General features: G+C 70.5%; 24 protein-coding genes. 11 read left to right on the top strand and 13 right to left on the bottom strand.

The annotated features are described in order from the left end of the window. Nucleotides 1-5 precede the first annotated feature (5 nt). From ACGFJ2_RS57045 to ACGFJ2_RS57035, 3 genes are read left to right on the top strand one after another with little or no spacing between them, the layout of a single operon-like run. Nucleotides 6-806 (top strand): aldolase/citrate lyase family protein, encoded by an 801-nt coding sequence (locus ACGFJ2_RS57045; protein WP_357956522.1) that lies wholly within the window; start codon nt 6-8, stop codon nt 804-806. Continuing rightward, nucleotides 803-2,056, top strand: a complete 1,254-nt coding sequence (locus ACGFJ2_RS57040; RefSeq protein ID WP_393483412.1) for an exo-alpha-sialidase — start codon at nt 803-805, stop codon at nt 2,054-2,056. Before ACGFJ2_RS57045 ends, ACGFJ2_RS57040 begins: the two co-directional genes overlap by 4 nt. 1 nt (nt 2,057) lies before the next feature. After that, entirely contained in the window at nt 2,058-2,762 is a 705-nt protein-coding gene (locus tag ACGFJ2_RS57035; protein WP_357956518.1) for an SDR family oxidoreductase, read from the top strand. Nucleotides 2,763-2,782: 20 nt separating this feature from the next. Here ACGFJ2_RS57035 and ACGFJ2_RS57030 read toward each other — a convergent pair whose 3' ends face one another. The 6 genes from ACGFJ2_RS57030 to ACGFJ2_RS57005 form a co-directional block, all read right to left on the bottom strand. Further along, nucleotides 2,783-5,263: a pyridoxamine 5'-phosphate oxidase family protein gene (locus ACGFJ2_RS57030; protein WP_393483410.1), complete on the bottom strand. Its 2,481-nt coding sequence runs from the start codon at nt 5,261-5,263 to the stop codon at nt 2,783-2,785. Then, nucleotides 5,260-5,454: a hypothetical protein gene (locus ACGFJ2_RS57025; RefSeq protein WP_357956514.1), complete on the bottom strand. Its 195-nt coding sequence runs from the start codon at nt 5,452-5,454 to the stop codon at nt 5,260-5,262. Before ACGFJ2_RS57025 ends, ACGFJ2_RS57030 begins: the two co-directional genes overlap by 4 nt. A gap of 5 nt (nt 5,455-5,459) precedes the next feature. Next, nucleotides 5,460-6,056 carry a CBS domain-containing protein gene (locus ACGFJ2_RS57020; protein WP_357956512.1) on the bottom strand — a complete coding sequence of 199 codons (597 nt, stop codon included), beginning with the start codon at nt 6,054-6,056 and terminating at the stop codon, nt 5,460-5,462. A 2-nt stretch (nt 6,057-6,058) separates the two neighbouring features. After that, entirely contained in the window at nt 6,059-6,742 is a 684-nt protein-coding gene (locus tag ACGFJ2_RS57015; RefSeq protein WP_357956510.1) for a CBS domain-containing protein, read from the bottom strand. Between the two features lie 146 nt (nt 6,743-6,888). Continuing rightward, nucleotides 6,889-7,791, bottom strand: a complete 903-nt coding sequence (locus ACGFJ2_RS57010; RefSeq protein WP_393483407.1) for a universal stress protein — start codon at nt 7,789-7,791, stop codon at nt 6,889-6,891. Continuing rightward, nucleotides 7,788-8,414: a cation-transporting P-type ATPase gene (locus ACGFJ2_RS57005; RefSeq protein ID WP_393483404.1), complete on the bottom strand. Its 627-nt coding sequence runs from the start codon at nt 8,412-8,414 to the stop codon at nt 7,788-7,790. Before ACGFJ2_RS57005 ends, ACGFJ2_RS57010 begins: the two co-directional genes overlap by 4 nt. 126 nt (nt 8,415-8,540) lie before the next feature. Between ACGFJ2_RS57005 and ACGFJ2_RS57000 the strand changes: the two genes are divergently transcribed. The 3 genes from ACGFJ2_RS57000 to ACGFJ2_RS56990 all read left to right on the top strand — a co-directional run bounded on the left by ACGFJ2_RS57000 (nt 8,541) and on the right by ACGFJ2_RS56990 (nt 10,165). Then, nucleotides 8,541-9,383: a universal stress protein gene (locus ACGFJ2_RS57000; RefSeq protein ID WP_393483401.1), complete on the top strand. Its 843-nt coding sequence runs from the start codon at nt 8,541-8,543 to the stop codon at nt 9,381-9,383. 111 nt (nt 9,384-9,494) lie between these two features. Next, nucleotides 9,495-10,019 (top strand): hypothetical protein, encoded by a 525-nt coding sequence (locus tag ACGFJ2_RS56995; protein WP_393483398.1) that lies wholly within the window; start codon nt 9,495-9,497, stop codon nt 10,017-10,019. Next, a complete protein-coding gene (locus tag ACGFJ2_RS56990; RefSeq protein ID WP_393483395.1) occupies nt 10,007-10,165 on the top strand; it encodes a hypothetical protein in 159 nt (52 codons plus the stop codon). The genes ACGFJ2_RS56995 and ACGFJ2_RS56990 overlap by 13 nt, the downstream gene beginning before the upstream one ends. Before the next feature lie 21 nt (nt 10,166-10,186). Here the strand turns inward: ACGFJ2_RS56990 and ACGFJ2_RS56985 are convergent, their stop codons facing one another. From ACGFJ2_RS56985 to ACGFJ2_RS56960, 6 genes are all read right to left on the bottom strand, one after another. Then, nucleotides 10,187-10,390, bottom strand: a complete 204-nt coding sequence (locus ACGFJ2_RS56985) for a hypothetical protein (protein WP_393483392.1) — start codon at nt 10,388-10,390, stop codon at nt 10,187-10,189. Between the two features lie 50 nt (nt 10,391-10,440). Next, on the bottom strand, nt 10,441-11,931 hold the full coding sequence (locus tag ACGFJ2_RS56980) for a nitrilase-related carbon-nitrogen hydrolase (RefSeq protein WP_393483389.1): 1,491 nt from the start codon (nt 11,929-11,931) through the stop codon (nt 10,441-10,443). 104 nt (nt 11,932-12,035) lie between these two features. Further along, entirely contained in the window at nt 12,036-12,698 is a 663-nt protein-coding gene (locus tag ACGFJ2_RS56975; RefSeq protein WP_393483386.1) for a response regulator, read from the bottom strand. 4 nt (nt 12,699-12,702) lie between these two features. Beyond that, nucleotides 12,703-13,818, bottom strand: coding sequence for a sensor histidine kinase (locus ACGFJ2_RS56970; RefSeq protein ID WP_393483383.1), 1,116 nt, complete (start codon nt 13,816-13,818; stop codon nt 12,703-12,705). Nucleotides 13,819-13,920: 102 nt separating this feature from the next. Beyond that, nucleotides 13,921-14,079: a hypothetical protein gene (locus tag ACGFJ2_RS56965; RefSeq protein WP_393483380.1), complete on the bottom strand. Its 159-nt coding sequence runs from the start codon at nt 14,077-14,079 to the stop codon at nt 13,921-13,923. Nucleotides 14,080-14,230: 151 nt separating this feature from the next. Next, nucleotides 14,231-14,929 (bottom strand): NAD(P)-dependent oxidoreductase, encoded by a 699-nt coding sequence (locus ACGFJ2_RS56960; RefSeq protein WP_393483377.1) that lies wholly within the window; start codon nt 14,927-14,929, stop codon nt 14,231-14,233. A gap of 215 nt (nt 14,930-15,144) precedes the next feature. On the opposite strand from ACGFJ2_RS56960, the gene ACGFJ2_RS56955 reads away from it, so the two are divergent. From ACGFJ2_RS56955 to ACGFJ2_RS56935, 5 genes are all read left to right on the top strand, one after another. Continuing rightward, complete coding sequence (locus ACGFJ2_RS56955) at nt 15,145-15,699, top strand: sigma-70 family RNA polymerase sigma factor (protein WP_357956484.1); 555 nt, start codon at nt 15,145-15,147, stop codon at nt 15,697-15,699. Beyond that, the gene (locus tag ACGFJ2_RS56950; protein ID WP_393483374.1) at nt 15,699-16,538 is read left to right on the top strand and encodes a hypothetical protein; all 840 of its coding nucleotides are present in this window, start codon (nt 15,699-15,701) and stop codon (nt 16,536-16,538) included. Before ACGFJ2_RS56955 ends, ACGFJ2_RS56950 begins: the two co-directional genes overlap by 1 nt. 124 nt (nt 16,539-16,662) lie before the next feature. Further along, on the top strand, nt 16,663-18,048 hold the full coding sequence (locus ACGFJ2_RS56945) for a hypothetical protein (RefSeq protein WP_393483371.1): 1,386 nt from the start codon (nt 16,663-16,665) through the stop codon (nt 18,046-18,048). 183 nt (nt 18,049-18,231) lie between these two features. Next, a complete protein-coding gene (locus tag ACGFJ2_RS56940) occupies nt 18,232-18,726 on the top strand; it encodes a hypothetical protein (RefSeq protein ID WP_357956480.1) in 495 nt (164 codons plus the stop codon). 40 nt (nt 18,727-18,766) lie between these two features. Then, nucleotides 18,767-19,372 carry a dihydrofolate reductase family protein gene (locus ACGFJ2_RS56935; RefSeq protein WP_393483368.1) on the top strand — a complete coding sequence of 202 codons (606 nt, stop codon included), beginning with the start codon at nt 18,767-18,769 and terminating at the stop codon, nt 19,370-19,372. Nucleotides 19,373-19,710: 338 nt separating this feature from the next. Here the strand turns inward: ACGFJ2_RS56935 and ACGFJ2_RS56930 are convergent, their stop codons facing one another. Then, the gene (locus tag ACGFJ2_RS56930; protein ID WP_393483365.1) at nt 19,711-23,028 is read right to left on the bottom strand and encodes a BTAD domain-containing putative transcriptional regulator; all 3,318 of its coding nucleotides are present in this window, start codon (nt 23,026-23,028) and stop codon (nt 19,711-19,713) included. Between the last annotated feature and the right edge of the window lie 67 nt (nt 23,029-23,095).

Here is a 23,095-nt window from a genome sequence, read left to right as displayed (position 1 = left end):
CAGCAGTGAGCATCACCGACTTCACCGCCAGGATCCGGGCCAGGCAACCCGCACTGGGCTACTGGTCCGTCCTCGATTCGCCGGTGTCCACTGAGCGCATCGCGCGCCTCGGCTACGACTACGTGTGCCTGGACGCCCAGCACGGACTGCTGGGCTACTCGGGTCTGCTGAACAGCCTGACGGCGATCGACGCGGGCGGCGTGTCCGCAGGCATGGTCAGGGTCGAGGCGAACGATGCCGCCCGCATCGGCCGAGCCCTCGACGCGGGCGCCGCGGGCGTCATCGTGCCGCTCATCGACACCGCCGACGACGCCGCCGCGGCCGTCTCCGCGACCCGCTATCCGCCGAAGGGGCGCCGCTCGTACGGGCCGATGCGCTCGGCGCTGCGCATCGGACCGCGCCCCGCCGACAGCGACGCCACCGTGCTGGTCCTCGCCATGATCGAGACGGCACAGGGTCTGGCGAACATCGACGCGATCTGCGCCACCCCCGGCCTGGACGGCGTCTACGTCGGCCCGTCCGATCTGGCCCTGGCCCTGGGCGCCGCCTTCCCCGGTGACCCCGCGATCGCCGCCCGGTTCGAGGACGCGCTGGTCACGGTGCGCGAAGCGGCCAAGTCCGCCGGTATCGCGGCCGGTATCCACACACCCGACGGCGGGAGCGCCGCCAAGCGCCTGGCCGAGGGATACACCTTCGCGTCCATCGCGTCGGACCTCGTCCACCTCGAACTGGTGGCCAAATCCCACCTGACCGACGCCCGAGCCCAGTCTTCTCGCGGAGACCAGTCTTTCCAAGGAGAATCGTGAGCGAGCCCCAGCCCGCCGTCGCCGACCTGCCCATGGACGGCGTGATCCGCGTACACGACGCCGATCCGGACCGCCACGAGGCGTACCTGATCGCGCCCGCCGTGCAGAACCACGCGGCCAACATCATGGCGCTGGGCAACGGCGATCTCGGTTGCGTGTGGTTCGGCGGCACGCAGGAAGGCGTCGCTGACATCTCCATCTGGTTCTCCCGGCTGGAGAAGGGGGCGGAGGCCTGGTCCGCGCCGACGCGGCTGTCCGACGATCTGACGCGTTCCGAGCAGAACCCCGTCCTGTTCCCCACTCCCGCCGACGAGCTGTGGCTGCTGTACACGGCCCAGCGCGCCGGCAACCAGGACACCGCCGAGGTCCGCTGCCGCATCTCGCGGGACGACGGTCACACCTGGGGACCCGTACGTACCCTTTTCCCCGCCACGAGCCGCGGTGGCGTCTTCGTCCGGCAGCCCGTGCTCGTGCTGCCGTCCGGCCGATGGCTGCTGCCTGTCTTCAACTGCGTCACCACACCGGGCAAGCGCTGGGTCGGCGACCGTGACACCAGCTCTCTCATGATCTCCGACGACGAGGGGCGGACCTGGCGCGAACAGCCGGTCCCCGAGAGCACCGGCTGCGTCCACATGAACATCCACCTGCTGGCCGACGGCACGCTGCTCGCGCTGTTCCGCAGCCGCTGGGCGGATGCGATCTACGCGAGCCGGTCGGAGGACGCGGGCGAGACCTGGAGCGCTCCCGCCGCCACCGAACTGCCCAACAACAATTCCTCCATCCAGTACGTCACGTTGAGCGACGACCGGCTGGCACTGGTGTTCAACGCCAGCAGCGCGGCCGACGCCGTCGAGCGCCGGGTGTCGCTGTACGACGAGATCGACGACGACGGGCTCGCCGCCACCCCGGCGGGTCCGGCCGGCGAAGAACCGGCGCCTGCCGGGCGCGAAGAGCCCGCGGTCGTCGGGGGCGATGAGCGGACCGCGTTCTGGGGCGCTCCCCGTGCGCCCATGACCCTCGCACTGTCCGCGGACGGAGGTCGCACGTGGCCGATCCGCCGCGATCTCGAAGTCGGCGACGGCTACTGCCTGACCAACAACTCTCGGGACGGACTCAACCGGGAGTTCTCCTACCCCTCCATCCAGGAAACCGCCGACGGTGACCTGCACATCGTCTTCACCTACCACCGCCGCGTCATCAAGTACGTCCGGGTACGACCCGAATGGGCCGCCCGTACCGAAGGGCTCTGAGGTGTCGACGCACGCGGACGAGCCACAGCACGCGGTGGTGACCGGGGCCAGCTCCGGCATCGGCCAGGCCATCGCCGCGCGCCTGCTCTCCGAGGGCTGGAGAGTCACCGGGATGAGCCGCACCCGCCCTCCGGAGTACGAGCGGGACACGCCGGCCTACTCGTGGATCCAGACCGACCTGACCGACCTCGACCAGCTGGCCGACACGTCGGCCTCGGTGGGCGCCGTCGACGCCGTCGTCCACGCGGCCGGCCTGCAGCGCTCCGCGCCGCTCGGCGGTCTGTCGGCACAGGACGGCGCCCTCATGTGGCGGGTCCACGTCGAGGCGGCGACCGTTCTGGTGAACGCCCTCGTCGGCGCGATCCGCCCCGGTGGCCGCGTCGTGCTGATCGGAAGCCGCACGATGGCGGGCGCGGCGGGCAAGAGCCAGTACGCGGCGACCAAGGCCGCGCTCGCGGGCTTGTCCCGTTCGTGGGCCATGGAGCTGGCTCCGCGTGGCATCACCGTCAACGTGGTCGCCCCCGGGCCGACCGACACCCCCATGCTGCGAGACCCCGGACGTGCCGCCACTCCGCCACGGGTTCCGCCGCTGGGCCGGTTCATCCGGCCCGAGGAGGTGGCGGGGCTGACGGCTTTCCTGCTCGGCCCGGAAGGAGGGGCGATCACCGGCCAGCACCTCGTGATGTGCGGCGGCGCGTCACTATGAACCTTCCTGGAGCGTGACCGTCAAAGGTGGTGGATGCGGCGGCCCGTGATCTGGTGCGGGACGATGCGGATGTACAGGGGCCGCTCGCCGCCCGCCCACGGGGTGACGTCGGAATCGGTGACCTCCGACAGTTCGTCGGGGGATATGTGGTGGGCCGGGCCCTGGATCAGGACGCTCCATCCCTCGCGCTGGGCGTCGTCGATCCGGTCCACTTCGAACCCGACCTTGATCTCCACGCCTTCCACGCCCGTGCGCAGGTCCTGGTCCATGGGGCCGCCTGGCGCGGTGCGGAAGACGATGAAGCCGTGGTGGAGTCTGTAGTTGACGGGCAGCACGGTCGGGCCGTGGGAGCCGCTGAAGGCCACCCGGCCGATGCCGCCGGGCTCGATCAGCTTGAGGCATTCTTCGGGGTCCAGGCTCTCCAGCGTCGGAGCCCCCGCGGCGCGGCCACGGCCGGGAGGCCGATCGACGCCGCTGCCGAGGAGGTCGTCGACGGTGGTCTCCAAGGCTCCGGCCAGGCGGTACATGGTTTCGGCGGTGGGTGTGCCGGGGCGTTCCTCCAGGTATTGGAGGTAGCCGGGGGACATCTCCGCGCGTTCGGCGACCTGGTCGACGGTCAGGCCGAGTCGCACGCGGTGATAGGTGATGCGACGTCCGAGGTCGCCGGTGCTTGTCATGATGGTTTCTCCTTGCCGTCTGGCGAAAGGTTCGCTGGAAAAGGTCAGGCTTTCCACGCCGTTGATATGGGCCTGCCGATGATCGGCGTCGATGAGGAGCTGATGCCCGCGGAAGCGGATCGACAGCGACAGGACGCCGAGCCGGTCGGGCAGGAGCGGGTTGAGGTGCAGGCCGTCGGGCCGCGGTTCCAGGCCCAGGTAGCAGCGCTGCAGCAGGTCGAGCGTGCCGGCCATGGCGCCGAGGTGGATGCCCTCCGCGGTGGTGCCGCCTTGGATGTCGTTGATGTCGCCGAACAGCGCCTCGGCGAAGAACTGCCAGGAGCGGGCCCGGTCGGAGCGGGAGAGTACCCAGGCGTGTACGACGGCGCTGAGGGTGGAGCCGTGGCTGGTGCGGTCGAGGCGGCGCACGCCCCGGTAGCGGGCCCAGTCCAGCTCCAGCAGGTCGGGGTAGCCGGTGAACTGGCTGATCACGCCGTCGTGGAAGTCGACCCGCATGCGCCGGGTGATGTCGTCCCAGCGAGCCCGTTCCTGCTCGGAGGCCGTGGGTTCGGGCTGCAGCTCAAGGGTGTCTCGGGCGCGCGACAGGAGCCACACGGTCATGATGTTGGTGTAGGCGTTGTTGGCCAGGCCGGGGGAGGAGGCGCCCGGGTAGCGCTCGTGATACTCGTCGGGTCCCATGACGCCGCGGATCTCGTACCGTCCCGACGCGGGGTCGAGCACGGTCAGTGAGGCGAAGAACCTGGCGATCTCGATCAGCAGCTCCGCGCACCACGGCGGCATCAAGCCGGTCGCCAGGTAGTACTGCCACACGTTGTAGGCGATGGCCGGCCCGATGTGCCGCTGCAGATGGGAGCCGTCGGGCAGCCAGCGTCCCGAGGCGGGGTTGAGGTGCAGCGTCTGGGTCTCCTCGCGTCCGTCGCTGCCGCTCTGCCAGGGGAACATCGCCCCGTCATACCCGGCGTCCCGCGCCGCCGCCCGGGCCTCGGGCAGCCGCCGCCAGTCGAACCGGGGAGCCCGGCGTACGGCACGGATCGCCGCGGAGCGGGCGTCGTGGACGGCGCTGTCGCGCGAGGTCACCAAGGCCACGGTCTTGGTCAGTGTGGCCGATTCGCCCCGCGCGAGGTCGAGCACGTGATGGGTGGCGATCCGGTCCCCTTCGCGGATCACCTCGCGGGCGGGGGAGACGGTGTCGGTACGGCAGGCGAGCGCCACGGTGATCCGGGAGGCGCGCGTGGTGGCGGTCAGCCAGATCAGACCGTTCCGGTCGCCGGTGTCATGGCCGGTGAGATGGTCGCCCCGCAGCTCGCGGTAGCGCGCCACGCCGCTGTTGGTCACCCGGCCGTCCAGGGTGGCGCGAATGCGAAGCGGGCCGGACCAGTTCTCGGCGGTGAAGGTGGTCTCCAGGGCGGCCAGACGCGGGTCGGCCATGGAGACCAGCCGGCGTTGCCGTATCGCGGTGACGCGGCCCGACTCATCGCGCCAGCGCAGCGCCCGGTGCAGGATCCCCTGGCGCATGTCGAGCTCCTGCCGGTAGTCCAGCAGCTCGGCCCGCTCAGGGCGGAACCACGCCGAACCGGGGGTGGCGAAGGTGACAGGCAGCCAGTCGGGCAGGTTGACCAGATCCTCGTTGGTCACCGTCCGCCCCGCGACGGTGGAGTCCAGGCGGTCGTAGCAACCCGCGACGTAGGTGCCCGGCGTCCGCAGCTCACCGTCAGGGGTCGCGCCGCGTGTGGCGAACCGGCCGTTGCCCAGCGTGCACAGCGCCTCGCGCAATCCCTCGGAAGCCGGATCGAAACCCTCGTAGGACAGGACCCATGGGTTCATGGCGGGCTCGCGGGGGCACCGCCCCACATCGGGACTTCGAGGACGTCGCCGTGCTTCCAGGTGAGCTCGCCGTGGACGGGCATGCCGCTGACGGCTTTGCCGATGAGCAGGTCGGCGAAGGTGCGGAAGCAGGCCTGCTGGTTGACGGCGGCCACGTCGGTGGTCATCACGTCCTGGACGGTCATTCTCATGACGATCACCTCAGGTGCCTGACCCGGACGATGCCCGGCACGGTGCGGGCCAGCACGTCGGCGATATGGTCGGCGTGCTCGTGGGGCGGCCCGCTCAGCTGCGCCACGCCGTCGCGGACGGCGACGTCCCAGCTGGGGCCGAAGGGGTAGTGCTCGCGCAGCGCGGCGATCACGTCCGTGCGCAGCCGCTCGTCCGAACGGGCGAGCATCGCCATCAGGTCGCGGCGGCTGAGCATGCCGACGATCCGATCTCCCCGTACGACGGGCAGGCTCTTGATCCGCTCGCCGACCATCAGGGCGATGGCCTTGGTGACGTCGGTGGTCTCGGTCACCGTGACGATCTCGCGGGTCATGACCTCCATGACCCGGCGGGGCGGCGGTTCGGCGGACGGGCCGACGGGCCGTAGCGAGGCGCGGGGGTCGGGCTCGAACTCGCCGCGCAGCAGGTCGAGCTCGCTGACGACGCCGACCAGGTGGTCGGTGTCGTCGGTGACAGGGGCCGCGGTGATGTCATGGTCGTGCAGCGACCGGATGGCCTGCCGTACCGGGTCGGTGCGGCGGACGGTGATGGCCGGGCTGCTCATGACCTCGCGTACGAGCATGGCTATCTGGCCTCCCACGTGGAGTCGTCGTGCTTCCAGGTGAGCTCGTCGATGACGTCGACCACGCCGTTGACCCGGCCGGTCATTCGTACGGCGATCGCGGTCTCGGTCTTACGGTCCATCTGGCCGCTCAGCGTCACCACGCCATGGCGTACCTGGACGACGACGGCGGAGGTGTCCACCCACAGCCCTCGGTCGAGGATGTCCTCGCGCACCTCGGCGGCGATGTCGTCGTCGGAGCGCAGGAACAGCTTGATCAGGTCGCGGCGGGAGACGATGCCGACCGGCCGGCCGTCCTGGTCGACGACGGCGAGCCGCTTGACGTCGTGGGCGTCCATCAGCCGGGCGGCGGAGACGGCCGGGGCCTGGGGCGAGATGGTGATCGGCGGGCTGGTCATCAGCTCGGCCGCGGTGTCACCGGCGGCCTTCTTCCTGCCTTTGGGGTGGCGCAGCCGGGCGCGCAGCGGCGGCTGGTAGCCCTCCCGGTAGAACTGCTCACGGAACTCCTCCTTGCGCAGCAGGTCGGCCTCTGACACCATGCCGATGACGTGGCCGTCGTCGTCGATGACCGGGACGGCGCTGATGCCGCCGGCGATCAGGGTCTCGGCGATGTCCTTGAACGGGGTTCTCGCGGTGACCGTGACGACCTTGTCGGTCATCACGTCGGCGACGGTCCTGCGCTTCACGGCTCAGCCTTCTCGTCGGCTGTTCTTGTACTTTCATCACAGCTCCGACTGTGGTGCGCCTGGTAGGGCCGTAAGTCCCGACGGCGATGGTCGTTGGTCAGTGCGGGCGGCGCGGCGGGCCGACATGCCGGCATGAGGACCGGGGTTCATCCCGGTGGGAACAGCGGTCTCAGATTGGCGGTGGGGGTCACCGCGACCGGGCACCAGGCTTCGAGCAGCGCGGTCTGGGTGACCGGTCCCAGCAGAAGGCAGGCGGGTGACTCGTTTCCCCGGTTGCCGAGCACGAGGAGCGTGGCGTCCTTGGCCGCGTCGATCAGCGCGCGCTGGGGCCGCTCGATCACGAAGTCCGCCGTGACCGGTACATCGGGGTGCCTGCGCGCCAGCTGGGACGTGACCTCATAGAAGCGGGCTTCCGCTCCCTGGCGCAGCGCGTGCGAATCCACGAAGGGAAGCGGCTCCTGCCACGACGATGATCGGCATTCTCTCCAGCAGCACAGGGCCGTCAGGGAGCCGCCGCGCAGCGCGGCCTCGTCCAGAGCGAGATCGAAGGCCGCCAGGCTCGCGGGTGAGCCGTCGATGCCGACAACGATCCGGACGTCCTGGCCGCTCGGTCGCGGGAGGGGCCGTACGACGACGACCGGCCTGACACTGTGCGCGGGCACCTGCACGGCGGCCGACCCCACCTGAAGGCCGTCGAACCCGCCCCGCCCGCGAGCCCCGAGCACGGTCATCTCCGCCTCGCGCGTGGCCTCCAGGAGCACGGCCGAGGGGGTACCTCTCCCCAGCAGCGGCTGGGCCTCCACCTCCGGAGCCAGGGCTCGGGCACGGTGGACGCCCTCGTCCACGACGGCGAGGGCGACTTGCTCGATCTGCGTCAGGACCTCCTGTGCGACAGGCCTGAGCACATAGGGCCAGTGCAAAGCATGACAGACCAGTACGGGTAGCCCACGCAGCCGCGCCTCTTCGACCGCCCAGCGCAGCGCCTCATGGCTCCCAGGCGAATCGTCGTAGCCGACCAGAATGGGCCGACCAGCGTATCGATCGCTCATCGCCGCCTCCTGGAAGTCCGTCCATGCCGCATGAGCTTCCCCGCCGCCGATGAGATGAGACCCATAGACGATGAAACTCTTGGCCCTGTCTCGCTCGCCTTGGACGAGGCGGTCGGTCGCACGGCGGTGACCTTGAATTCGGGGCGCGCCCCCAGACGCCGCCGACGGGAGGGGTGGAGGATCCGATCAAGCCGGACGGCGGCGTAGCCGAGGGTGGACAGCGTGGTGACGATCAGCAGGTCGCCCAGGGCCAGTGGTTCGGTGCTGAGCAGCTCGCGCAGCGGCGGCACGTACAGTCCGGCGAGCTGCAGGGCGAACGCGCCGGCGACGGCGAGTAGCGGATCGCGAAGCTGGGCGAGCACCCGCCGCCACAACGGAACGGGCGGCTTCTGCGGGAGCAGGTTGGCCCCATCCCGCTCCAGACGCACGGCCGCCTCCGCCGCCGACGGCCGTCGACGTAGCGCGGGTAGTCGGCCCGGATGTCGAACGGGGTGGAACGGCCGTGCAAGAAGGCATCGAACACGTGCTTCCACGCGGCCGCGTGCACGCGGGCGGTGTTCGGTGACCACACCGTCGGTGTCGAAGACGACGGCACGGAGCCCGGTCAGGTCGATGGTGGCCATGCCATCGACGCTACGCACCCGTCACCTGGGCAAACAGGGTCCTTCGGTCCTGTCCGGCGGACTTCCGGCCCTATGACAACGCTCCGCGAATGGGTCGGATGGAGAGGTGACGAAGGAGGACAGATCATGATCATCGTAGGTGTGGATGGCTCGATGACCGCGCGGGCCGCAGTGGAATGGGCGGTCAACGACGCTCTGCGGATGAGAGAGCCGCTGCGGATCGTGCACGCCGTGGACCGCTCGCCGTATCAGATCGGCAGGTTCCCCAACGCCGCGCTGCCCGACACGCTGCTGCGCGAGGGACATCGGATCCTGCGCGAAGCCCTGGCCCTGGCCCACGAGCGCCAGCCCGACGTCGAGGTCACGACGCGGGACATCGAGGGCGCGCCCGCCGAGGTGCTGCGCGAACAGGCCAAGGAGGCGACCGAGATCGTGCTCGGCAGCCGCGGTCTCGGCGGGTTCGCCGGCGCGCTGCTGGGTTCGGTCAACACGCATGTGGCGGGCCACGTGGACTGCCCCGTCGTGGTCGTACGCGGCGATCACCAGCCGGTTCATGGGGAGATCGTGGTCGGCGTGGACGACTCGCCCGCGTGCGAGCCCGCGCTGGCCTACGCCTTCCGGCAGGCCGAGCTGCGGGGGGCCGCACTGAGGGTGGTGCACGCCTGGCAGTTGCCGGTGCATGCGTACGCGCCCGGAGTGCCGTACGAAATGGACGAAATCCGCACCGCGCAGCACCAGATCGTCCGCGACCGGGTGGGAACCTTCAAGAAGGGCTACCCGCGGGTGACGGTCGTTGAGGACGTCCAGCCGGCGCAGCCGGTGGAAGCGCTCACCGACGCCTCCGCCGGAGCCGACCTGCTGGTGGTGGGCTCGCACGGTCACGGCACGGTGGGCGCGATGCTGCTCGGCTCGGTCAGCCGCGGCGTCCTGCACCACACCCGTTGCCCGGTAGCGGTGGTACGCGCGTAGGGGGTTCGAGGGGACCAAGGTCCTCAAGCTGTGGGTCGTACGGCACTGCCCCGGAAAGAGGGCACGCGGTGTGCTTTGGAGGTGACGAGAACGCGCTGAAAGGGGATCATCATGGCCACCACCGTCAACAGACCCGTCTTAGAGACCGGCCCTCCCACCGCACACCGCCCCGTCGACTACGTTTGGGCGATCACCCGAATCTCGATCGGGTGGATCTTCCTGTGGGCGTTCCTGGACAAGACCTTCGGCTGGGGCTTCGCCACTCCGGCCGGCAAGGCCTGGATCTCCGGTGGCAGCCCGACGACCGGCTTCCTCAAAGGCACCGGAGAGAACGCGCTCGGCGGGTTCTTCAGCTCGCTGGCCGGCCAGCCATGGGTGGACTGGCTGTTCATGCTCGGCCTGCTCGGCATCGGCGCCGCGCTCATCCTGGGCGCGGGCACCCGGATCGCCGCGGTCACCGGCACGCTCATGCTGGTCCTGATGTGGGCCGCCGAACTGCCGCTGGCCAACAACCCGTTCCTGGACGAGCACCTCATCTACTCCATCGTCCTGGTCGGCCTGGCCTTGGCCAACGCCGGCGCCACACTCGGGCTGGGCACCCTGCCCATCGTCCGGCGTACCGCATGGCTGAAGTAGCCGCCCACGGCCAAGCGCCCGCCTTCGGTAACGGAGGCGGGCGCTTGGCCGTCATCCACGATGGGCGGCTCGGTCCGCGCCACGATCCGGTGCTGCCGGTCAACACGCTGTCCGCCTCCGGCACGACTTGGGGCCGGCGGCCATGACGGCTCTGAGCGGGGTTGGCCTCACCAGTCGTGGATCGTGCCGTCCTGGAGTCGGTTGAGCGGCAGGTAGGACGGCTCGTACGGGTGCGCGGACGCGTTGTGGATCGACAGGCCGAGGTGGATGGCGGCGGCCATGCCGACGGGGGAGATGTCCTCGGGTCCGTGGATGGCGCTCTTGATCTGGTATTGGGCGGCGAAGTCGAACAGTTTCCTCAGCGGGGACACCGGAGACATTGGCCATGATCCGCTCGGCCGCCGACGTCGTCCGTCTCCGCCTAGGAGACCGGCGCCGTCCGTCTCCTCGCGCTCCCGGGTTGGGCCGCCCCGCCCTCGGCCTCGGGTTTCGGTCCCCGGCCGGAGACGAAACGCACCGCGAATATCGCGACCAGCAGGAGGGCGCAGGTCCAGGCGAACCAGTCGCCGAGCCAGGTGTACAGGGTCGGCACCGCATGATCCGGCAGGTCCGCGGTCACCGACACGAAGGACGTGCCGGTGGTGCGCGCCTCGGCCAGGAGGCGGCCGTGCGGGTCGCTCACGGTCAAGGCGCCCTGCCGGGCCGCCCGTGCCACCGCGAGGCCGTTCTCGATGCCGCGCGTGATCGCCATCCGGCTGTGCAGCCACGCGTCGTCGCCGAAGTCCCAGGCGGGTACGAACAGCGCGCTCGCCCCGTCGCGCCGATAGTCGCGGACCAGGTCGGGGAAGTCGAGATCGAAGCAGATCGCGATCGCCCATCGCCGGCCGGAGCCGGGCACGAACGCCTCCGCCTGACCGGCCGTGAAATCGCTCTCCAGGCCGGGGACGAGGTGGCGTTTGACGTACTCGACGGGCCGTCCGCCATCGGCGGGGAAGTCGATGGCCGCGTTGTACTCGCGCCCGTCCCTCGTGAGGATCAGCCCCGCGACGATGTCGATGTGGTGGCCGGCGGCGAGCCGGGACAGCGGTCCGGCCAGCGACGGCAGGTCCGCCTCATCCACCCGGAACGTCTTCTCGGGCAGGACGACGACGTCGGCCCCGCGCTCGGCCAGGGCCGGGATGCGGCTCACATAGCCGGCCAGCAGGTCGCGTCCCTCGGGATCGGTCACCGCCACCGGGTCGATCGACCGGTCGGTGGCCAGCAGCGCCACCTTGACCGCCACCCCGGCCTCGGCCGGTTGCAGCTGCCACCACCCGTAGCCCGCCACCAGGCCCGCGACCGTCGCGGCGGTCACGGCGACCCGCACCCGGCCGGCCGCGCCGGGCCGCAGCAGGGCGGCCGCCGCGGCCGCGACGCCCGTCAGCACGAACGTCACGCCCCAGGGTCCGGTGGCCGAGGCGATCTGGATGACGGGAAGGACGTCGGCCTGGGTATAGGCCAGGCTCCACCAGGCGCCGTTCGGTGTGATCAGCGACAGCGCGTACTCGATGACGACCCACGCGGCCGGGACGACGCCGACGGCCATCAGCGGGTGCCCGCGCAGCGTCAGGCCCCGGTAGGCGATCACCACCAGACCGAACAGCAGCGCCGAGCCGACGAGCAGGAGCACGGCCATCGTCGGCGGGATCTGCACCGTGTTCAGGAAATATCCCCACATGGGGGTCTGGCCGCCGAGCCATGCGAGGGACGCGGCGGCCAACGCCGTACGCGCCGAGCAGCGCGGCGCCAGGACAAGGACCGGGATCGGCGCGATCCACGTACACCAGGGCACCGGCCGCAAGCCGGTACCGAACAGGAACAGCGTGGCCGACAGCACCGCCGCGCCGATCAACCACCATCGTTGCGATCTCATCGAGCAGACTCCTCCGCCAGGGAAACTGCCTCGATACTCCGCATTGGCGCCCCGCGCCCACATCGGCGGCGAGAGTGAACTCCGCACTCCCTCTCAGGGACCGCTCAGGCGTCGCCGGCGACGACGAGTCCCGACTCGTAGGCGAACACGACCGCCTGCACCCGATCGCGCAGCCCCAGCTTCGTCAGGATCCTGCTGACATGGCTCTTGACGGTGTGCTCGCTGACGACCATCTCGCCGGCGATCTCCGCGTTGGACAGCCCCCGGGCCACCAGCCGCAGCGTCTCGGCCTCACGGCCGGTCAGCTCGGCGAGGCGGGCGGCCAGCCGGGGAGCCACCCCATGGCCCGGCCGGAGGATCAGATCCTCGATCAGGCGTTTGGTCACCGTGGGCGCCAGCAGTGATTCTCCCGCCGCCACCACGCGCACCGCCGCGGCCAGTTCGTCGCGACGGATGTCCTTCAGCAGGAAACCGCTGGCCCCCGCGCGTAGCGCGTCGTAGACGTACTCGTCCAGATCGAACATGGTCAGCACCAGCACCTTGGCGGACGTCGTCGCGCAGATCCGCTCGGTCGCCTCGATCCCGCCCATGCCGGGCATCCGGACGTCCATCAGCACGACGTCCGGGCGCAGCTCGGTGGCCGCCCGAACGGCCTGCGCGCCGTCGGCCGCCTCGCCGATGACGGTGATGTCGGCCTGGGCGTCGAGGATCATGGCGAAGCCGCCGCGGAACAGATCCTGATCGTCGGCCACGAGTACGCGGAGCATGGGCCTATCCAACCGGGAGCGAGGCCGCCACGACGAAGCCTTTCTCTCCCCGGCCGGCGCGCAGCGTCCCGCCGCAGGCGGCGGCCCGTTCGCGCATCCCGATCAGGCCATGCCCCTCGGCGCCGCCGTCCGCGCCCTTGCCGTCGTCGGCCACGTCGACCGCCAGAACGCCCGGCGTCCAGCGCAGTCGCACCTGCGCGGTGCGCGCGTCCGCGTGGCGCAGCACGTTCGTCAGCGCCTCCTGCACGATCCGGTACGCCGCGACGTCGACCTCGACGGGGATCGGCCGCGGCACGCCGTCGCTGGCCAAGGTCACCCGCAGCCCGGACCGGCCGGTCCGCTCGATGAGTTCCGGCAGGGCCGCGAGCCCCGGTTGCGGCTCCCGGTGATCGGTCTGGCCCGAACGCATCGTGCCGAGCAGGGTCCGCAGCTGGGCGATCGCGCCCCGGCCGGTGTCGGCGATCGTGTCGAAGGCGGCCTGCGCGCGTGCCGGATCGGCCTGGAGCATCAGCGGCCCGGCCTCGGCCTGGACGACGATGAGGCCGACCGAATGAGTGAGGATGTCATGCATGTCCCGGGCGATGCGCGCCCGCTCGTCAGCCGCGGCGATGGCTCGCTCCCGCTCCAGCCGCAGAGCCCGTTCGGCCAGCTCGGCGGCCCGGGCGCGGCGGGCGCGGGCGCTGGTGCCCAGCGCGTACGCGGCGACGAACGCCGTACCGACCACGCGATAGGAGTCCAGTCCTTCCTGCGGCAGGGCGAGCGAGACGTACACCCCCGCGCCGATGACCGGAACGGCCGCCAGCCGCAGCAGCGGCGGGCTGAGCGCGGCGATGGTGTAGGTGCCCACCAGCGGCCCGTACGGCAGCATCGGCTTCTCCCACATCACCAGCGCCGTCATCGCCAGCCCGACCACGCAGGTCACCACGAGCGGTGCCCCGCGCCGCCACAGCACGGGCACCGAGGCCAGCACGGCCAGCGCCACCACCCACCACGGCTGTGCGGAGGGGACGAGCGCGGGACCGACGGTGGCCGCCGACACGGCGACCGTGATCGCGACGTCGACCACTCGTGGCGGCACGTCCGTCAACCGGGTGCGCAGCCGCTCAGTAAGTCCGGGCATCTCGCCCAGTATCGGGATCCAGGCCGCCCGGCGCATCCCTCCCACGACGGATAGCGCCGTTCACTCTCAGGAGCGACCGGCTGTCGGGGTGTCTCCCTAAGATCACGCGTACCCCGTCTCCTTGGCAGGCGAACCGGCCGGGCTCAGCACGCCGGGCAGCCGGTGGGCGCCCCGGTGGGCCGCGCTGCCGCCCCTACTGGCGGTGTTCGTCCGGACACTGCCCGCCGAGACGTACGCGATCGGCAGGAAGGTGGGGGTCACCGTGTTCGGCGGAAGTCGCTCCGTGCTCGGAGAAAGTGGCCTCCATGGCGAAGCTGGGAAAACACGTCCACGGCCCGGAGAACGCCCACACGGTGCTGTTCGGCTTGGGATTCTGAAGCGGCTCGGCGGGACCCGATACTGACCGCGTCTCTCACGCGCTGCCGATGCGGAGCGCTTCTTTCAGGAACACGCGGTAGACGCTGGGCGTCCCCTCGGTGGTGATGACCTCGACGATGGAGCGGACGTCGCGGTCGTCGACGGCCGCGCGGATGAGCGCGTCCGCGAGGTCACGACGTGAGGTGAACCGGCCGACCATCTGCGGTGGGCCGACGGTGTATCCGGTGATCGCGCTGCCGTCGAACAGTCCCGACGGGCGGATGACGGTCCAGTCGAGATCGGTCTGGGCCACGATCTGTTCCATGCGGGCGGCGTCCTCGTACAACGGGCGCCCCATCTTGATGAGCGTCGGCACGATCACCTTGCGGTAGATGAGGGTCTCGCCGGGCGGGGGTTTCATCGGCACGCCGGTAGAGGTCACGCAGACCAGGCGCCGGATGCCGTGCGCGGTCATGGCCGCGATGATGTGCCTGGCGGACTCGGAGAACGTGGTGGTGGCCTCGGAGCCGTAGGGGACGCCGAGCGTCGAGAGCGCCGCGTCATGCCCGGCCACCACCCGGCGCACCGCCTCGGGGTCCAGGGCGTCCGCCTTCGCGACCTTCAGCGCGGGGGCGTCGAGGGGGAAGGTTTCCGGATGCCGGGTGACAGCGGTGACGGTGTGGCCCTCGGCGAGGGCTTGGGCGGTGGTGAGCCGTCCTGTCGGGCCGTTGGCCCCGAAGATCACGAGCTTCACGTACGTGGCCTCTCATGCGCTTTACGTGGATGGTGCCGATGGTTTGACGCCATCCATATTCATTATAAGTAGCGTAAAGCACGCCATCACCGTTCGGGACGTGGGGCGGGAGGTCGGACGTGCGGGACATCCAAATTCCCCGAAATCGGGGTGAAACTATCTGGCGGGTCCGGACAGGTACGGGGTGTCGGACCTATCGGATGAGAGAAGGCAGCGTGACCCACCAAGACCGCAAGCAGCGCTTCGAGGTGATCTACGTTGCCAACTATCCCGACATCCTTGCCTATGTTCGGCGGCGTACGGACTCCCACGAGGACGCCGCCGATGCACTCGCCGAGACGTTCGCCACGGCCTGGCGCCGCCTGGACGACATCCCCGAGGGGCGGGACGCGCGCCTGTGGCTGTTCGGCGTGGCCCGCCGCATGCTGGCCAACGGCCGTCGCGCCGAGTCGCGCCGCAGCGAGCTGGTGGAGCGGCTCGGTCACCAGCTCGCCGTGTGGGCGGAGCACACCGAGGACGGTGAGAGCCTGGCGGGCGTCCAGGAGGCGTTCGCGCGGTTGAGCCCCGACGACCGGGAGATCCTCGCGCTGGCCGGCTGGGAGGGCCTGGGCTCCGACGAGATCGCCACCGTCCTGGGCTGCTCGCGCGCCAACTCCCGGCTGCGGCTGCACCGGGCCCGCAAACGCCTGGCCAAGCACCTGGACACGGCCGGCGTCGACATGGCCCGCATCGGCTTGCGCGCCGTCGCGATGACGAAGGGGGTTATGTGATGCACGAGATCGACCGCCTGGTGGCCGGCATCGCGCCCGATCCCGGTCCCGGCACGACGCCGATCGCCAGGGAGCTGCTGGAGGAGATCACCTCCGTCCCTGTCCCCGAGCGGCGCCGCCGCCGCAGTTGGCTCGCCCTTCCCCGGCCGCGCAGGTGGGTGGCCGGGCCGGTCCTGGCCGCGCTGGCGGCTCTGCTGTCCTTCGGCGTCGCTCCGGCGCCCGCCTCCGCCGCGCTCGACATCGAGCTGGTGGACGACCACTACGTGATCACGGTGAAGGACCTGCTGGCCGAGCCCGAGGTGTACCAGCGCGAGCTCAAGGCCAGAGGCCTGGACATCACGCTCGACCTGGTGCCGACCTCCGCGAGCCTGACGGGCCAGATAATCGTGATCAACGACGTGGACCGGTTGGAATCCGGCGAACCGCTGCCCGGCGACGGCCCGATCACCACGATCGACGCTTTGGGGCCGTGCGAGCGGTTCGCCGGCTGCCCTGTCGGCCTGAAGGTGCCGGTCGACTTCGACAAGAAGGCCGAGATCAGTCTCGGCAGGCGGGCCCTGCCCGGCGAGAGGTATCGGATGCCGCCCGGCATCGCACTGCCCGGCGAGCCGCTGCACTGCGTGGACTACGTCAACAAGAGCGTCGCCGAGATCTCGGCCCTGCTGCGCGAGCGGGGCGTCACGCCGTCGTACATCCAGTACGGCAAGCGCGCGGCCGCCGCCGCCCCCGGTGGCTGGTACGTGCACGACGGCGTCATGAGCGCCGACGGCCAGGCCCTCCTGCTGGTCGGCGCCGACCCCAGCACCCAACCTGGCCCCATGCCGCGGTCCCGCTGCTGATCCCGGCTCGGTACTGAGAGCTTCCACCCGGGTCGCGCACGGCTGAGCGCGCGGCCCCCATCACCGCCATGCGTTGTCCTCGGCATGCGCGGACCCCCGTCATGCCACCACGATCGGATTTCGCGTGCTTACCGACACCCGTGTCGCGCTGCCCTCGCAGCGCCGCCTGGCCGCCCTCGCCGACCACCGCGTCTTCGCCGCGTTGCTGCTCCTGGCCGCCGCGTTGCGGGTGGTGACGATGCTCGGCTACCGGCCGGTCACGCTCTACTGGTACGACTCCTTCACCTACCTCGACACCGCCGTGCACCCGGCTCCGTCGGCGACGTTTCACCCGATCGGCTACCCGCTGCTGCTGCGGGCGCTGCTGCCGTTCCACAGTGTGGAGCTGGTCGCGGCCGTCCAGCACGCCATCGGCCTGAGCACCGGGATACTGCTGTACGCGGTGCTGCGCCGCAGGTCGGCGCCCGGCTGGGTGGCGGCGTCGGCGACGGTGCCACTGCTGTTCGACGCCTCCTTCCTGCGGCTGGAGCATGCCGTCCTTTCCGACACACAGTTCATCTTCCTTGTCGTGGCCGGACTGGCCGCGCTGATGTGGTCGCCGCGGTTGTCCGTGCGTGCCGCCGCCGGAGCGGGCCTGCTGTTCGCCACGGCCGCGCTGACCAGGACGATCGCGCTTCCGCTGCTGCTGCTCATCGTGCTCGTGCTGGCCGCGCGGCGCGTGGGATGGCGGCCACTGGCCGTGCTGGTCCTGGCCGGTTCCCTACCTCTGGCCGGCTACGCCGCCTGGTACGCCCAGCACCACGGCCGTTTCGCCATCAGCGGCGCCGACGGCGTCGCCCTGTGGGCCCGTACGATGACCTTCGCCGACTGCGCCCGCATCCAGCCGCCCTCCGATGTGGCCCGCCTGTGCCCCAACGGGACGAAGGTGGACGCGGCCTCCGAGTACGTGTGGGCCCCCGGGGCCTCGCTCAACTTGCTGCCCGGCGACCGGTTCACGCACAACGACCTCGCCCGCTCGTTCGCGATCGACGCGATCCTCGCCCAGCCGCTGGACTACCTGGTCGACGTCGTACGCGACACCGCCATCGCCTTCTCCTGGACCCCGATCCCGCACCCCGACCGCACCACCCCGGCGTTCGGCTTCAGCAGCGGGCACTGGGAACTGCCCGACCAGCCGCTGATCGACAAGGTCAAACGGGAGTACGACCCGAACATTCGCGGCCTGTCGTCGGTGTCGCCGTACGCGGACTTCCTCATCGCCTACCAGTACGCCGCCTACCTGCGCGGCCCGTTCCTGGGCCTGATCCTCCTGCTCGGCGCGGTCGCCGCGGTGCGGCGGCCCCGCGTGGCGCTGCTGCCGTGGGCCGTGGCGATGGGCCTGCTGATCGGCCCGGTCGCGGTCCTGGACTTCGATCACCGGTACGTGCTGCCCGTCATACCCGTCGCCTGCCTGGCCGCCGCCTTGGCTTTCCACCGTCGCCCCTGGCCCGCGCGACACACTCGGAGCTGAGGTCAGGTCAACACGGCAGGGGGTGGCATGGGTTTTCCGTCGGATGCCCGTCATGCCCCGAGTACGTCTTCTGATTTTTTCCGCGGTGGGTGTCGGATGGCGTCGAGCCCGTTCGTAGCCAAGATGAGAGACCGGCGACGGGCCGGTACTCGCCGAGATGAGAAGGCAAGGAGCGTGCACACCATGGACCAGGAGAACGTGAGCGCCACACTGACCGTCGCCGCGCCCGCCGCGAGGGTGTTCGCGGTGCTGGCGGACCCGGCGGCCCATGCCGCGATCGATGGCACCGGCTGGGTTCAGGAGCCTGCCGACCGGGCGCCGCTGACCGAGGTGGGGCAGGTTTTCCGGATGGCCATGTATCACGCGAAGCATCCAGACGGTGACTACCGGGTGGCCAACAAGGTCGCGGTGCTCGACCCGCCGCGCGCCATCGGCTGGCTGACGGGGACGGAGGAGGAGGACGGTCGCCTGGAGCTCGGCGGCTGGATCTGGCGTTACGACCTTACGCCGCTCGGTCCGTCCGAGGCCGAGGTCACGCTCACCTACGACTGGTCGGCGGTGCCGCGGTTCAGGCGGGAGTACATCCAGTTCCCGCCCTTCGGCCCCGAGCATCTCATCAACTCGCTGCGCCACCTGGCCGAGCTCGCCGCACCGGCGTCACCCGACCGGACCACGTGACCCGCTCCACACACCCGATCCCGCGTTCGAGGAGAGCACCATGACCGCTACCTACACCTTCGACGTCTTTATGAGCCTCGACGGCTTCGGCGCCGCCGGCGGCAACTGGGGCGGCTACTGGGGCAAGCAAGGCCCCGAGTTGCTGGAGCACCGCCTCGCCCTGCACAGCGAGGAACAGCGGATGGTCTTCGGGGCCAACACGTATCGGGCGTTCGCGCGGATGCTGGCCTCGAGCACCGAGGACTCCGACGTACGTGACCCATGGGTCACCCGGATGAGGAACCTGCCCGCAACCGTGGTGTCGACCACACTGAGAGGACCCCTCGACTGGCCGGACGCGACCGTCGTGAGCGGCGACGCCGTGGACGTCGTCGCCCGGCTCAAGGAGGAGTCCGAGGTGCCGTTGCGCTCACACGGCAGCCTGTCGATGAACCGGGCGCTGATGGCCGCCGGTCTGGTCGACCGCGTCCAGGTGACGCTCTTCCCGGTGATCACCGGCCAGACCGGAGCGGACCCGATCTTCCAGAATGCGGCCGACTTCGACCTCGAGCTGATCGAGAGCCGGACGCTCGACGGCCGTACCCAAGAGCTCATCTACCGGCCCACCCTCCATATCTGCGTCCGCCCATGTCGTAGCGGGGCGTGACGAACATCGGAACGAAAAGTCCCGTCAGCAGATCTGAGCCGATCGGCTTACCGTGATTTTCCTTCGAAGGCGTCTCGCAAGAGCGTTTCCGCAGGTGCCGGACTGTAGGCGTGGCTGTAACTGAACGCGCCGGTCACGCTGCGGTGGGGTTCGCCGCGAGGAAGGTGCTTTCTATAGCTCCGGAATGGCGGGCTCTTTCCGCTGAGGTTCTGGGCTGGCGGCCCCGGCCGATCGAGGAGACGATCCTGGACACCGCGGCCGGCTTGGCCGGCCTGGGCCTGTCCGCAACACAACGCGAATGGCCGACGCTTAGCCGACCCCATCTCGCCGCATCGCGATCAACGTCCTGCCGGATTCTGGTCGAGATCGGCCAGGAACCTCTCGGCGCGGCGGGCGAAGAGGTGGGCCCCGCGTTCGCCGGATCGGGCGCGGGCTTCGTCGGCGGCGGCTCGCACGACGTCGACGGGTTCGCCGCGGGCGTGCAGCAGGCGGGCGCGCAGCAACAGGAGAAGTCCTTCGGCATAGCGTTGGCCGTGGGCCTGGACGGCCTGGTCGGCCCGGTCGAGGGCGGTCGCGGCCTTGTCGGGCATCTCGGCTGCCAGCCACATCTCGGCGATCAGTCCGTACCAGTAGGCGAGGCCCCATCTCGGCGGGTCGAGCAGGGTCGCGGCCAGGAGATGTTCGGCCTTGGCCGCGGTGCCGGCAGGGTCGTCGCCGGTGAGGGCACGGGCCCAGTACCAGTCCAGCCATATGTAGGCTTCCTGCGCGACGCCGGGACGGTCGGCGCTGGCCGCGACCCATCGCTCGGTCGCGTGCATCGTCCAGGTCGTGTCACCGGCCATCGTGGCGGCCATGGTTTGGTAGCGGGTCCAGCCCGACATCTCAAAGGGGTCTCCCTCGGCCTGGTACACCGTGCCGAGCAGGGACCGCCCCGTCTCGACATCCCCATGCAACGTGGTGATCACGGCCAGATAACCGACCCACTCATCCTGGATCCGCCAACGTCCGAGGTCGTCGCGGCGTCGAGCCGGGACGCCCCCGACCCGGCTGGCAAGGTGGTACATGCTTTCCTGAGCCGGCGCCGGGTGCGGGTCGGCCGAGTTCGCGAGCAGCGAGGCAATGCCGTCCGCAGTGGTACGGCCTACCCAGCTGAAACACTGATACGCCGCGCCGATGTCGCCGATGTCCCATTGGTACAGGCCCCAGGCCTGTCGGCCGTACGCCTGGATGATCGGGTCCGCGGACGCCTGGCCTTGCTCATGCAGCCGGCGAGCCCACACCCCACGGTCTTTCTCGGTGGAGACGTAGGCCCCGGTCATCCGAACGAAGAGAAACTCGGCCTCGGCCGTCTCGCGGCCGAGTCTGCGGGCAAGATATGCGCCCCGTTCCAGCAGATCGAACGTCGAGCCGCCCATTCCCGGGGGCTCGACGGCCAGGAGGTTGAGCAGCGACAGGACGGACAGTTCCAGCTCCAGCAGCCCTGCCGTCCGGGCGATCTGGACGGCCGATTCCAGGTTCCGATAGGCGGCCGCGAACGCGAGCTTGGTCGCCGCGCGGCGACCGGCGCGCGCCAGTGCCTCCGCGGTGCGAACCGGGTCGGCCAGGGGGCCGGCACCCCGCAGGTGGTAGGCGAGGCGTTCGGCGACGGACTCGTCGTCCGCATGGATGTGTTCGAGGGCGTCGGCGACGCGCAGATGCAGCTGGACGGCCTGCCGCCGCGCAATGGTCTCGGTGACCGACTCGCGGACCAGGTCGTGCGCGAAGCGCCACGAGAACGGGTCTTCCGGCTTGGTCTCCAGGAGACCGAGTGCTTGCAGCGGTTCGAGGCGTTCGAGGCAGTCCGCGACATCGACGCCGATCGCGCGGGCGAGCAGGTCGAGGTCCACGTCGCGGCCGATGACCGCGGCGATGCGCAGCAGGCCGTGAGCGCTGTCGTCGAGACCGGACATCCGATCGCGGACGACGTCTCGCACGGTGGCCGGCACCCCGGCCCGTACTGACGCGCCGCCGTCGCCGAGCGAGCCGCCGTCGCTGAGCAGCCGGGACAGCTCCTGGACGAAGAACGGATTGCCGGCGGTGCGGGCATGGATGCCGCGGGCGACTTCGGCACCGGGATCGTGGCCGGTCTCGCGGCGGATGAGCTCGGTCACGTCGGTCAAGCCGAGCGGGCCGAGCCGGATCCTGCGGTGGCCGGGCAGCCGGCTGGCCGCGGCCAGGACCCGCGACAGATCAGAGCCGGGTGTGGGTGCGCGATCGCGTAGCGCACCGATGATCACCGTGCCGGCGGGTAGCCGGGCGGTCAGGTGGCCGAACAGCTGGAGCGAGGCGGCGTCGGCCCATTGGAGGTCATCGACGATCAGCAGCGTGGGCTGTTGCGCCGAGGCCTGCCCAACGGCGGTGACAACCTGCTCGAACAGGCGAAACTGGGCACCGCTGTTGGGAATGGCCGGCGCGGCGGCGTAGTCGTCTCGCGATTCCAGGAGACTGCCGAGCTCACTGGCGAGCCACTTCTCCCGCAGCGGCGCGGGCAGGCTGTCGAGAATCGGGCGGAGCGTCTGTTCCCAGGGCCACATCGACGGTGTTCCGTCGCCTTCCAGGCATGAACCCCAGACGACCAGCGCGCCACGACGGCTCGCTTCGGTGGCGATCTCTCGTACCAGGCGGGTCTTGCCTACGCCCGGCTCGCCTTCGACGATACGGAGCGCTGGGCGGCCGGTGAACGCCATCTCGACGGATTGCCGCAGTAGGGCGAGTTCCTCGGCCCGGCCGACCAGCCCGGCTGTCGTTCGCGCCGACGCGCCGTCATCCCCGCCGTCCGTACGCGCCACGAGCGGCGACGCCGAGGGCTGCGACAGCACTCGCAGGTGTGCGGCTCGCAGCTCCGGGCCAGGATCGATACCGAGCTCGTCGGCAAGGCGGGCGCGGACCTCGCGGAACACCGACAGTGCCTCCGCCTGGCGTCCCGCCGCCCCGAGGATGGAGATGAGGCCGGCCTGTACGGGTTCGTGGAACGGCGCCATCGATGCGGCCAGCTGCAACGCCGGCAGCACCCCCGCCGGTCGGCCCAGCGACACCGCCAGTTCGGCCGCTTCGGTGCACGCGGCGTGAAACTCGTCGTCGAGGGCGGCGAAGGTCGGCAGCGCGGTCGATCGGTGCGTGAACCCGTCGCCCGCACGGCCCCGCCAGAGGCCAAGCGCTTCGACATAGCGATCGAGCGCCGTTTCCAGGCGTTGCCGTGCCAGGGCCGCCTTGGCGGTCTCGACGAGTTCCCGGAAGGTGTGGAGGTCCAGGGTGCCGGGGGCGGCGGTGAACTGGTAGGAGCCGCCGCGGTGGTGCAGGTATGAGCCGGATTTACGGGCGGGGGTCGCGGGTTCGAGCAGCCGCCGCAATGCGCCGACGTGTTTGTGGATGATGTTGAGCGCGCTGCTGGGGACCTCGTGGTCCCAGACCAGGTCGATCAGCTCGCTCGTGCTGACCGGCCTGCCTACCCGGGCCAGAAGCAGGGCCAGCAGATAAGCCTGTTGCCGGGGGCCGGCATCCAGTTCGACACCATCGCGCCACACCCGCAACGGGCCCAGGACCTGAAGGCGTAAGAGAGCGCCGCCGGCCGGCTGATCGTCGACGCCTGGCCGGACGGGATGAACGGGCAGAGCCACCTCGGCTCCCGGGTGAGTCGAGAGATTGCCAACTAGCAAACCGTCCAAATCATACCGCAGCAGTGCG

Origin of the sequence: Nonomuraea sp. NPDC049028, assembly GCF_043197735.1 — a bacterium.
Taxonomy (GTDB): domain Bacteria; phylum Actinomycetota; class Actinomycetes; order Streptosporangiales; family Streptosporangiaceae; genus Nonomuraea.
Note: the sequence above shows the minus strand (reverse complement) of the source record. Positions and strands in the feature narration are given on the sequence as shown.